Below are 11616 nucleotides of genomic sequence, written 5' to 3'. Positions count from 1 at the left end.
CCTGGAGGAAGCCCGTGCGTTCCCGCGCGCCCATCGTCTTCGCGCTCGTGCTGGCGCTCGTCGCGCTGATGGTGCCGTTCTCGTCGGCGGCAGCCGGCGCTGTGCCGCAGGCGTCGCTCGCAGGCTCGACCGTCGTGGTGGTACCCGACCGCTCGACGCCGACCGCGACGGTCGCGGCCGCTGTTCGTGCCGCCGGTGCGACCGTCGTCGAGACGGGAACGGCCGCGAGGTTGCTCGTCGCGAAGCCGCCGGCGGGTACGAGTGCCTCCGAACTCGCGGCCCAGCTGGGCGACGCCGCAGGCGTGGCACTCGCGCAGGTCAACCGTCGCTACGTCGCCGCCTTCTTCCCGAACGACCCCGCTTTCCCGCAGCAGTGGGGACTGACGAAGGTCGGCGCGACGCGGGCGTGGGACACCACGACCGGGGATCCGGCCGTCGTCGTCGCGGTGCTCGACTCGGGCGTCGACCTGACCCATCCCGACCTCGTGGACCGGCTCGTCCCCGGATACGACTTCATGGATCACGACACGGTGCCGCAGGACGACTTCGGCCACGGGACGCACGTCGCGGGGATCATCGCCGCGACGACGGACAACGGGGTCGGTGTCGCCGGCGTCGCGCCCACCGTCAAGATCATGCCGCTGCGCGTGCTGCGCTACGACCGGCTCACCGATCAGGCGGTCGGTGATACCTTCGCGCTGGCTCAGGCGATCCGCTACGCGGCGGATCACGGCGCAGACGTCATCAACATGAGCCTCGGCGGAGACCACAGCGTGGACGATCCCGTGCGGGGTGCTGTCCAGTACGCGCTCAGCCGACAGGTCGTGCTCGTCGCGGCTGCCGGCAACGAGGGAGCACAGTCGGTGCTCTATCCCGCCAGCGAGTACGGCGTCCTCGGCATCGGCTCGAGCAGCTCGGCTGACGTGGTCTCCTCGTATTCGAACCATGGCTCCGGGGTGGATCTGGTCGCCCCAGGCGAGAGTATCTACTCGACCAACTGGACCTTGGCGTCGGGAAGCACGTACGGGATCAAGTTCGGGACGTCGATGGCGACGCCGTTCGTCTCGGGCGCCGCTGCCCTCGTGCGGTCCGTGCGACCGGACTCGTCCTCGGCGGAGGTCCGGGACGAACTGTGCCGCTCGGCTCTCGATCTCGGCGATCCAGGTTGGGACCCCGCCTATGGATGGGGCAGGCTGCAGGTCCCCGAGTCGCTCACCGCCACGGTGCCACGTGACGCCTACGAGTCCGACGACTCCCTCGCGGAGGCGAAGCCTCAGGTAGCGGGTACCGTCGCGCAGCACACGAGCGCACCCATCGGGGAGACCGATGCGGTCTCGTTCGAGGCTTCCGCAGGGCATCGCTATCACGTGTGGACCGAGGTGTTCGGCGGCGCCGACACCGTCCTCACACTTCTGGCCGGCGACCGCACGACCGTCCTCTCCGGTTCGGACGACGTGGACGTCGGCGTCGACCGTTCTTCCTCGATCACGTGGACCGCACCCGCCGACGGCGTCTACTACCTGCTGAACGTCGACGACTTCGAGGCGGGCGGGTCTTATGCCGTACACGTCGACGACCTAGGGCTGGTCGTGTCCGTCGGCACCACGCTGACACTCTCGGTCTCGAGCGCGGCGCCGTCGTACGCCGCGTACGTCACGCTCTCGGGGACGCTCCACGACACGTCCGGGACGGCCCTCGCGGCGATGCCCGTGCGGGTGGAGTCGTCGGCCGACCGCGTCAGGTGGTCGACGGTGACGACGCTGCAGACGTCCTCGATCGGCGGCTACTTCTCGACGCGGGTCAGGCCGTCGTCCCGCACCTGGTATCGCGCCGTGTTCGCTGGGAGCGACGTCTTCCTCACCGGTACCAGCGTGGCGGTCGCCGTCACGCCGAAGGTCTCACTCACGACCCCGGTCGCTCCGTCGACGCCCAGGCACGGCGTCCTGTTCCGCGCCTACACCGACCTGCGCCCGGCCGTTCCCGCCAGGGCGAGGAGCGCGGTCCGGCTCTACTGGTACCGCTACCAGAGCGGTCATTGGGTCTTGCGCAAGACCGTGTGGGCGTACGGCACGAACTCGAGCGGTGTCGCGCGTTGCGCCGTCTACGTCTCGCTCCCGTACACGGGGACGTGGCGCGTGAGGGCCTACTTCACCGGCGCGGCGTACACGTCCACGTGGTCGTCGTACCGGTACGTCTCCGCACGCTGACGTGACGCTTCCCGAGCACACGGTCCGCGTCAGCCTCAGGGCGCGACGCGTGCGACTCAAGGTGACCTCCCGCGAGGGGCTCGTGGTCGTCGTGCCGCCGCGCTTCCCGCTCTCCCGCGTGCCCGCCGTCCTCGCCGAGCAAGGCCCGTGGATCGAGCGCGCTCTGGCGCGAGTGGCGGAGCGGCGCACCGTGTTCACGGCTCAGGTCGCGGACGTGCTCCCCGTCGAGGTGGAGTTCGCCGCGACTGGCGAGCGTTGGGAGGTCGCGTACGCGCCCTCGGCCGCCCGCGACGTACGTGTCCGCGAGCGCGACGGGAGGATCGTCGTCTCGGGTGCCGTCGACGATGCCCAGGCGTGCCTCGACGCTCTCGCGAGGTGGCTGCAGCGGGCGGCCGGGCCCCGACTGCGGGATGCGGTGGGGACGGCGTCGGCGGACAGCGGGATGTCGTGCGCGGCCGTGCGCGTGCGCGGTCAGCGCGGGCGGTGGGGGAGTTGTTCCGCCGCCGGGACGGTCACCCTCAACCGCGCGCTGCTCTTCCTTCCCGCGCCGCTCGTGCGCCACGTCGTCCTCCACGAACTCGCGCACACCGCGCGGCTCGACCACTCGCCCGCGTTCCACGCACTGCTGTGCGCGCACGACCTGCACGCGCGTCGACACGCGCGCGAGTTGCGGCGCGGCTGGGAGCACGTGCCCGCCTGGGCGCAGCGCGGCCGCGCGGGGTGAGCCGCTCCTAGAGCGCCCAGCGCCCCGAGAGGGCCTCGCGCGTGCGGGTGATGCCGCGCCGGGTCTCGGCTAGCGCCGCCTCCGCGCGCTGACCGGACCCTTCGTGCGCGTCCTCGGTGAGGCGGGTCGCGCCCGGTACCCTCCCGTGGACGGCGGCTTCGGCGAGCCAGACCCCGGGCAGCTCCTGCGGCAGGCCGACATCGGCGATACGGGCCATCGCCGCGGCCCAAGCGCGCGGCACGATGTCGAGGACGCCGTATCCGCCGCCGCCGAGCGCGGCGAGCCGGCCGGCGCAGGCGGAATCGGCGAGCGCGACGATGCGACCGACGAGCGAGAGGTATCCCGGCAGCGTCATCGAGAGGTGCGTGAGCGGGTCGGCGTGGTGCGCGTCGCATCCCAGTTGCGCGACGATGACGTCGGGCGAGAAGGCGCCGACGACCGGCTCGACGATCTCGTCGAAGACGGCGGCGTAGCACGCGTCGTCCGCGAAGGGGGGCAGCCCCACGTTGACGGCGCTGCCGCGGGCCTTCTCGCCGCCGGTCTCGCTGGCGTCGCCTGTCCCCGGGAAGAGGTAGGCTCCCGACTCGTGGATCGAGACGGTGATGACGCGCGGGTCGTCCCAGAACGCCTCCTGCACGCCGTCGCCGTGGTGGGCGTCGATGTCGAGATACGCGACGCGGAGCGCTGGATCGCGCCGGAGCGCGGCCGCGATCGCGACGGCGGGGTCGTTGTAGACGCAGAAGCCCGCCGCCCTCCCGGCGTGCGCATGGTGGAGGCCTCCCGCGACGGCGAAGGATCTCGTCGCGCCGCCGCCGAGCACGGTCTCGAGCGCGACGATCGAGCCGCCCGCGACGAGCGCCGCCGCTTCGTCCATGCCGCGGAAGGCGGGGTCGTCCGCGTCTCCGACGCCGCGGCGCGGCTCGAAACCGGCGGGGTCGGCGGCGGCCTCGCGCACCGCTTCCAGGTACGCGTCCTCGTGGACCGCGGCGAGCTCGTCACGGCTCGCGGGACGGGGCGCCACGACCGCGACCGGCCCCTCGGGTCCGAGCAGCGAGTACGCGCGCATGAGCGCAACCGCGAGCGTCACGCGGACCGGAGCGAGGGGGTGTCCGGCCCCGAAGTCGTAGCGTGCCGTCTCCGGCGACCACACGAGGGTCGCGGTGGTCCGCGTCTCTTCCATGGACCGATTGTCGCGTCTCGGCTCCGTGCCGTACACTATGGCTTCGAACTTTCCGCACCCCGGTCACCGGGTAGGCCTGACGCCGTCCGCGATGCGGGTAGTGCAAGGTCCGATAGGAGGAACGCTTCCGTGGAATCGACCATCGCGTACAACATGCCGGTAGAGAGCAAGCTCGGTCACGCGACCGTCCGCATCGACGACACGACGTTGCGTGACGGCGAGCAGACCGCCGGCGTCGTCTTCGCCAACAAGGAGAAGATCCGCATCGCGCGACTTCTCGACGAGATCGGCGTCGACCAGATCGAGGCGGGCATCCCGACGATGGGCGGCGACGAGCGCGCGGTCATCGAGGAGATCGCCCACCTCGGTTTGCGCGCGTCCGTCCTCGGATGGAACCCCGCGAACAAGGACGCCATCTCCACGTCCCTCGATTGCGGCGTGGATGCCATCGCGATCTCGCTCGCGACATCCGACATACACATCGAGACGAAGCTCCAGAAGGACCGCCCGTGGGTCATCAAGACCATCCGCGACTGCGTGGCCCACGCGAAGTCGATCAAGCCCGACGTCTACATCTCGGTAAACGCCGAGGATGCGTCCCGCACGGAGATCGGCTTCCTTTGTGACTACGCGAGAGCCGCGAAGGAGGAGGGCGCCGACCGCCTGCGCTTCTGCGACACCATCGGGGTGATGGAGCCGTTCCGCACGTACTCGCTCATCAAGCACGTGCGCGAGGAGACCGGCATCGAGATCGAGATGCACACGCACAACGACTTCGGCATGGCCGTCGCGAACGCTCTCGCAGGCATCCACGGCGGCGCGACGTGGGTCAACACGACGGTCGGAGGCCTCGGCGAGCGGGCGGGCAACGCCGCGCTCGAGGAGGTCATCATGTCGCTCAAGTACATCGAGGACCTCGAGCTGCCGTTCGACACGAAGCGCTTCCGCGAGCTCGGCGAGTACGTCGCGGCCGCCGCCGGGCGCACGGTCCCCGTCTGGAAGTCGATCATCGGGACGGGCATGTTCGCCCACGAGAGCGGCATCCACGCGGACGGCGTCATCAAGAACCCGAAGACGTACGAGGTCTTCAGCCCCGACGAGGTCGGGCTCGTGCGGCAGATCGTCGTCGGCAAGCACTCCGGTTCGAAGGCGATCCTGCTCAAGTTCTCCGAGTACGGTCTCGAGCTGACACCCGAGGAGGCGGCCGATATGCTGACCCGGGTGCGCCAGATGGCCGTCGAGCTCAAGCGGTCGCTCTTCGACAAGGAGCTCATCTACATCTACAAGGACATGCAGGCGGAGAAGGCGAAGGCCGCGAAGGCGGCGAAGGCCTGAGCTCCTTTCGAGAGGGCGTGGTCGTCATCCCCGGTAAGACCATCGCCGAGAAGATATTCTCGGCACACTCCGGCACGGACGTTCGCGCGGGCGACATAGTCGTCGCGGACGTCGACTTCGTCATGGGGCAGGACGGCACGTCCCCGCTCGCCATCCGAGCGCTCGAGCGGATGGGCGTCGAGCGCGTCTTCGACCCAGAGAAGGTCGCCCTCGTCATCGACCACAGCTCGCCGAGCCCGCTCGAAGGCGTGAGCGCGCTCCACACGATCATGCGCGACTTCGGCAAGAGGACCGGCGCGAAGGTCTACGACATCGGGTGCGGCGTCTGCCACCAGCTGATCCCGGAGCAGGGGCACGTCGTGCCGGGCGACCTCATGGTCGGCTGCGACAGCCACACCTGCACCTACGGCGCGCTCAACGTCTTCTCCACGGGCGTCGGCTCGACCGACGGCGCCGCGGCGATGGCCGCGGGCAAGCTGTGGTTCAAGGTGCCGGAGACGATGCGCTTCACGGTCACGGGCGCTCTTCCGGATGGCGTGTTCAGCAAGGACCTCATCCTGCACATCGCCGGTCTCATCGGCGCCGACGGCGCGACGTACAAGGCTCTGGAGTTCGACGGCCCGGTCATCGACGCGCTCTCCGTCGAGGCCCGCATGACCATCTCCAACATGGCGATCGAGGTCGGCGCGAAGGCGGGCCTCATGCGCGCCGACGCGAAGACGCTCGCCTGGTACGAGGGCCGCTCTCCGCGCTCCCTGCGTCCGGTCGACCCGGACGCGGACGCCGTCTACGTCTCCACGATCGCGATCGACGCGTCGGCGCTCACGCCGATGATCGCGAAGCCGCACAGCGTCGACGATGCCGTCGCGATCGGCGAGGTCGAGGGTACTGAGATCCAGCAGGGATTCCTCGGCACGTGCACGAACGGGCGTCTCGAGGACCTCGCCATCGCCGCGCGGATCCTCGCCGGGAAGCGGGTCCATCCCGACGTGCGCTTCATCGTCGCCCCGGCGAGCCGGCAGGTCTACCTCGACGCGATGGAGGCGGGGCACATCCGCACACTCGTGGAGGCGGGCGCCGCGGTCGTCACGCCCGGGTGCGGGCCGTGCGTCGGCACTCACAACGGCGTGCCGTCCGACGGCGAGAACGTCATCTCGACGGCGAACCGCAACTTCAAGGGCCGCATGGGCAACAGCAACGCCTTCGTCTACCTGGGCAGCCCGGCCACCGTGGCCGCTTCCGTCATCGAGGGCCGTATCACCGACCCGCGCAAGCACTTCGCTGGAGGGGACGCCCGATGACGCTTTCCGCCCGCGCGTTCAAGTTCGGCGACGACGTCAACACCGACTACATCATCTCGGGCAAGTACAAGTTCAAGTCCGCCGACATGGAGGCCATGGCGGTCCATGCCATGGAGGAGCTCGACCCCGAGTACCACGCCAAGGTCAAGCCGGACGGTGGCTTCCTCGTGGCGGGCTCGAACTTCGGGATGGGCTCGAGCCGGGAGCAGGCGCCGCTCGTGCTCATCCACTCCAACACGAAGGCGGTGCTCGCCAAGAGCTTCGCTCGCATCTTCTATCGCAACGCCATCAACACCGGCCTGCCGGTCGTGGAGTGCGACACCGACCTCATCGACCACGGGGACGAGCTCGAGCTCGACCTGGCGTCGGGGGTGGTGCGCGACGTGACGAAGGGGATCGACATCCCGTTCCCGCCGCTGCCGCCGGTCATGGCGCAGCTGCTCGCCGACGGCGGGCTCGTCGAGCACTTCAAGAAGCACGGCGGTTTCGGGTTGTAGTCGTCCGGATCCGGCGGCGACCGACGCCGCTCACTCGGTGTTGTCGGCGTTATCGACGTACCAGATGACGGCTGCGAGCCCGACCGCGAAGGTCGCGAACGCTATCGCCCACGATGCGGGCACGAGGGGGCGCACCTCGATCGGCGGCCCGAGCACGATGCCGGCGGCGCCGACGGGCATCGCCCACGGGAACCATCGCTCCCATCCTGCGAAGGCGAGCGACATCCCCGCGGTCGCCATCACGCCCGAGAAGATCATCGGCTGCAGGTAGCCCTCGCCGAGCATTGCTAACAGCGCGACGATGGGGAGCGTGAGGAAGATCAGCAGTGCGACCGTCAGACTGTCGGTGAGGCAGGTGCCCACGTGCGCCCACGCGAACCCCTTCAGGCCGAGGATCGCCGCGTAAGCCACTTGGACGGCCACGGCCAGCAGCGTCAGCAGGAGTACCCACACGGCGAGCAGCGTCACCTTCGCGACCACGAAGTACTCCCGCCGGATAGGGAGCGTGAGCATGTGCTTCGCGGTCCCTTCGGAATACTCCCGTCCGAACAGGTACGCGGCCACGAGGCCGAAGAGCATGACGCCTTCGTAGTTGGCGAGCAGTCCGGGGCCGACCTGTAGGAAGTACGCGGACGTCGTGCGCTCGAAGCCGCCCTCGACCGACACGAGAGAGAGCACGATCGACGAGGGAGCCAAGACCACGGTCAACGCCGTCCACAGCGGCATGGTCGACCGCTTGAGCTTCAGCGCTTCGGCTTTGAGCGCACGAAGCATCGTCTATCCCTACCGTGCCGCATCCACGCGGTCCGCCCGCCACATCACCAGGGCGAGCCCTGCGGCGAAGCACACCGCGGCGACCGCCCATGAGCCGGCGACGAGTGGGGACGGTGGCACCGGCATCCACGACGCTCCGATGAAGTTCACCGGCATGCTCCACGGGAAGTAGCTCGACAGGTCGCTGGTCTGCACGAGCGCCATGCCCGTCATGTTCATCGCGACGCAGAACAGCATCGGGGGCAGGTAGCCCCTCCCGAGCAGGGCGAACCATGCGACCAACGGCATCGTGAGGTAGACGAGGAGCGCTACCGTGAGGGTGTCGGCGAGGCTCTTCGCCACGTGCGCCCACGCGAACCCATCCGCACCGATCAGTGCTACGACGCCGACGTGAAGCACAGAGGAGAGCAGCGTGAGACCGAGAGCCCACACGGCGAGCACCGTCATCTTCGCCACCACGAAGTACTCCCGCCGCACCGGCAGTGTGAGCATGGTGCCCGCGGTGCCCTCCCGGGACTCCCGCCCGAACAGATAGGCGGCGGCGAGCCCGAACAGGTACAGCCCCCAGGCCCCGGAGATCCCCTGCGCGCCGAAGCGCAGGAAGTTCTCCCACGTCGGCGCGTACATGCCCGTCGCGAGCGCCTTGCCGAAGCCTCCGCCGGCTGAGGCCATCTTAGCGACGGTGGCCGGGTCCTTCATCACCGGCATCAGGGCCAGGTTGATCGCCTCGTAGCCGAGCACCGCCAGAGCGGTCCACAGGGGCATGCGCGAGTGCTTGAGCTTCCCGAACTCGGCCGCCAGCGCGCGCATCATCGCCGCCACCCCCGCTTCCCCCTGTGTGCCGGCTGCGGCGGTTCCTCGGTGTCGGAACCGCCCGTGAGCTTAACGAAGTGGTCCTCGAGGTTCTCCTCGGACATGCGCATGGCGGAGATCCCGACGCCTGCCTCAACGAGCGCGCGATTGAACTCGTCGGAGCGCTCGAACTCCCGGTAGACTCGCACCGCGCCCTCCTCGCGCACGGCGAAGTCCGTCACGCCGCACCTCTCCTCGAGCACCCAGGCGGCGCGCTTCGCGTCGGTGACCGTGAACTCGAGGAACTCGCGGTTGCGCTGCCGCAGCTCGTCGTAGCCGATCTCCTCGATCAGGCGCCCCCCGTGGATGATGCCGATGCGGGTGGCGAGTTGCTGGACCTCGGAGAGGATGTGGCTCGAAAGGAACACGGTGATGCCCCGCTCGGAAGCGAGCTGCTTGAGGATGTTGCGGATGTCGGCGATGCCGACCGGGTCGAGCCCGTTGGTCGGCTCGTCGAGGATGAGGATCTCGGGCTTGTGAAGGAGCGCGCGGCCGAGTCCCAGGCGCTGCTTGTTGCCGAGAGAGAGTGTGCCCGCCCGTCTGTCGAGGTACTGGCCGAGGTCGCACATCTCGATGACCTCGTCGACCCAGTGCGTGCGCCGAAGACCGAGCAGGTCGCGCTGCATGTCGAGGTTCTCGCGCACGGTCAGGTTCCCGTAGGCTCCGGGTGTCTCCACCATCGACCCGATCCGCTCGAAGGCGCGCACGGTGTTGGGCCGCATCCGGATGCCGAGGATCTCGACGAAGCCCGCGTCGGGCTTCGCGAGCGCGAGCATCATGCGGATCGTGGTCGTCTTGCCCGCACCGTTCCGGCCGAGGAACGCGTAGACCTCTCCTCGGTGGACCGTGAGCGCGAGGCCGTCGACCGCCAGGACATCCCTGTAGCGCTTGGTCAGTCCCTCGGTGCGGATGACGATTTCGCCGCTGCCGCCGTTCCCGTTCATCGGCGTTCACCTTCCTCCCGCTCTCATGATGCAGCAGGCGCCTGAAGGAGGTCTTGCGTGAACCTTACGATCCGCTGAACTCGCTCCTCGGCGCCTTCGGGAACGTGAGCGTGAAGGCGACACCTCCCTCGGAGGTGTTCTCCGCGACGACGGTCGCTCCCATGCGTTCGGCGAGCTCGCGCGCGATCGACAGGCCGAGGCCGGCACCGCCCCCGGTGCCGGTAGCGCCGCGCTCGAACAGGTGGCTCGCGTCTTCGGGGAGCCGCGGGCCGTCGTTGCCGACGCGCACGACGTGGTCGGCGTCGAGGCTCAGCATCGCGACCGAGAACGCGGTCATGCCTTCGCCGTGCCGGACGCCGTTCGCGACGAGGTTCGACAGGATCCGGGTCACGGCTGAGGGGTCCGCCTCGACGAAGCAGGGATCCTCGGGTATGTCGACGTCCACGCGCACGCCCATGCCGACGAGCTGCGGCTCGAACCCGAGCACGGAGCGGCGCACGGCCTCGGCGAGGTCGAGTCGCGAGCGCTTCAGCGTGAGGTCGCCCGCATCGAGACGCGCCTCGTAGAAGAGGTCGTCGGTGAGCTGCGCGAGTTCGTCGGCTTTCGCGCCGATGACGGCGAGGTAGCGGTCGGGCTCGTCGCCGAGGCCGCGCTGCAGCGCGTCCACGTAGCCGGCGATCGACGTGATCGGCGTGCGCAGGTCGTGCGAGACGTTGGCGAGCAGCAGCCGCCGCGACGCGTCGCAGGAGGATGCGGCCTCGCGCTCGACCTGGATCGCGTCGGCCAGCCGGTTGACGTCCTCGGCCATACACGCGGCCTCGTCGCCTCCGGGCAGGATGATCCGATGAGCGAGGTTGCCGGCGGCCAGCTCAGCGATGCCTTCGGAGACACGCCGCATGCGCGCGCGTGTCCGCAGTAGCCCGACCGCCAGTCCGGCCGAGAAGGCCGCGACGAGCGCCGCAGCGATCGCCAGCAAGAGCGGCCACGTCATCTCGCAGTGCCCTCCTCTAACCGGTACCCGATGCCCCAGACGGTCGTGATGAGGGCGGGGTCCTCGGGATGCTCCTCGATCTTCGTGCGCAGGCGCCGCACATGCACCTGCACGGTGGCGAGGTCACCGAACGCGTCCTCGCCCCATACGCCCTCGTAGATCTGCGCTTTCGTGTACACGCGCCCAGGGTTCTCGGCGAGAAGGCGCAGGATGTCGAACTCCTTCGCGGTCAGCTCGACCTCGACACCGCAGACCGTCGCGCGATGACGGGCGAGGTCCATCCGGACCGGTCCGACCTCGATCGTCTCGCCCGAGGAGCCGTTCGGAGTGCTCGCCGCCTCGTAGCGGCGGAGGTGCGCCTTGACGCGGGCGACGAGCTCGATCGGGCTGAACGGTTTCGTGACGTAATCGTCGGCGCCGACTCCGAGACCGACCGCCTTGTCGATGTCGGAGTCTCGAGCGGAGAGCATCACGATCGGGATGTCGGAGCGGTCCCGCAGGCGACGGGCGAGTTCGATGCCGTCCATGTCGGGAAGCATGACGTCGAGCACGGCGAGGACACATGGGTGCTCGTCCAATGCCCGGAGGGCGCTCGCGGCATCGGCGGCCGCGACCACCTCGTACCCCTCGGCCTCGAGGTTGAGCCTCACCACCTCGAGAATGGCCGGTTCGTCGTCGACCACGATGATGCGGCCCCTCACGGAAGTCCCCCTCCATCGCCCGCCTGCTCCATGGTCGCACAGAAGGAGCATGCTCTGGCGGACCCCCGTTCCGCTTTTCGCGCGAGACGTGCTATACTGCCCTCAGGCGG

General features: G+C 69.3%; 11 protein-coding genes. 5 read left to right on the top strand and 6 right to left on the bottom strand.

The features are described 5' to 3' along the window. Positions 1-14 precede the first annotated feature (14 nt). Positions 15-2207: a S8 family serine peptidase gene (locus tag WC971_06755; GenBank protein ID MFA5844512.1), complete on the top strand. Its 2193-nt coding sequence runs from the start codon at positions 15-17 to the stop codon at positions 2205-2207. 1 nt (position 2208) lies between these two features. Continuing rightward, the gene (locus WC971_06750; GenBank protein ID MFA5844511.1) at positions 2209-2931 is read left to right on the top strand and encodes a YgjP-like metallopeptidase domain-containing protein; all 723 of its coding nucleotides are present in this window, start codon (positions 2209-2211) and stop codon (positions 2929-2931) included. A gap of 7 nt (positions 2932-2938) precedes the next feature. On the opposite strand, the gene WC971_06745 is transcribed toward WC971_06750, so the two are convergent. Continuing rightward, positions 2939-4111, bottom strand: coding sequence for an acetoin utilization protein AcuC (locus tag WC971_06745; GenBank protein ID MFA5844510.1), 1173 nt, complete (start codon positions 4109-4111; stop codon positions 2939-2941). A gap of 153 nt (positions 4112-4264) precedes the next feature. Here WC971_06745 and nifV point away from each other — a divergent pair, with 153 nt between their 5' ends. The 3 genes from nifV to WC971_06730 are packed head-to-tail and all read left to right on the top strand — an operon-like array spanning position 4265 to position 7244. Continuing rightward, a complete protein-coding gene (nifV, locus tag WC971_06740; GenBank protein ID MFA5844509.1) occupies positions 4265-5446 on the top strand; it encodes a homocitrate synthase in 1182 nt (393 codons plus the stop codon). Between the two features lie 17 nt (positions 5447-5463). After that, positions 5464-6747 (top strand): 3-isopropylmalate dehydratase large subunit, encoded by a 1284-nt coding sequence (locus WC971_06735; protein ID MFA5844508.1) that lies wholly within the window; start codon positions 5464-5466, stop codon positions 6745-6747. Next, complete coding sequence (locus WC971_06730) at positions 6744-7244, top strand: 3-isopropylmalate dehydratase small subunit (GenBank protein MFA5844507.1); 501 nt, start codon at positions 6744-6746, stop codon at positions 7242-7244. Before WC971_06735 ends, WC971_06730 begins: the two co-directional genes overlap by 4 nt. Before the next feature lie 30 nt (positions 7245-7274). On the opposite strand, the gene WC971_06725 is transcribed toward WC971_06730, so the two are convergent. The 5 genes from WC971_06725 to WC971_06705 form a co-directional block, all read right to left on the bottom strand. Then, a complete protein-coding gene (locus tag WC971_06725; protein MFA5844506.1) occupies positions 7275-8018 on the bottom strand; it encodes an ABC transporter permease in 744 nt (247 codons plus the stop codon). A gap of 9 nt (positions 8019-8027) precedes the next feature. Then, the gene (locus WC971_06720; protein MFA5844505.1) at positions 8028-8831 is read right to left on the bottom strand and encodes an ABC transporter permease; all 804 of its coding nucleotides are present in this window, start codon (positions 8829-8831) and stop codon (positions 8028-8030) included. Beyond that, a complete protein-coding gene (locus WC971_06715; protein ID MFA5844504.1) occupies positions 8828-9814 on the bottom strand; it encodes an ABC transporter ATP-binding protein in 987 nt (328 codons plus the stop codon). Before WC971_06715 ends, WC971_06720 begins: the two co-directional genes overlap by 4 nt. A 64-nt stretch (positions 9815-9878) precedes the next feature. Beyond that, a complete protein-coding gene (locus WC971_06710) occupies positions 9879-10805 on the bottom strand; it encodes a HAMP domain-containing sensor histidine kinase (GenBank protein MFA5844503.1) in 927 nt (308 codons plus the stop codon). Next, on the bottom strand, positions 10802-11506 hold the full coding sequence (locus tag WC971_06705; protein ID MFA5844502.1) for a response regulator transcription factor: 705 nt from the start codon (positions 11504-11506) through the stop codon (positions 10802-10804). The genes WC971_06710 and WC971_06705 overlap by 4 nt, the downstream gene beginning before the upstream one ends. Between the last annotated feature and the right edge of the window lie 110 nt (positions 11507-11616).

The sequence above is a fragment of the Coriobacteriia bacterium genome (assembly GCA_041658765.1).
In the GTDB taxonomy this organism is placed as follows: domain Bacteria; phylum Actinomycetota; class Coriobacteriia; order Anaerosomatales; family JBAZZO01; genus JBAZZO01.
The sequence above is the reverse complement of the archived record's forward strand: the minus strand, read 5'-3'. Positions and strand labels throughout refer to the sequence as shown.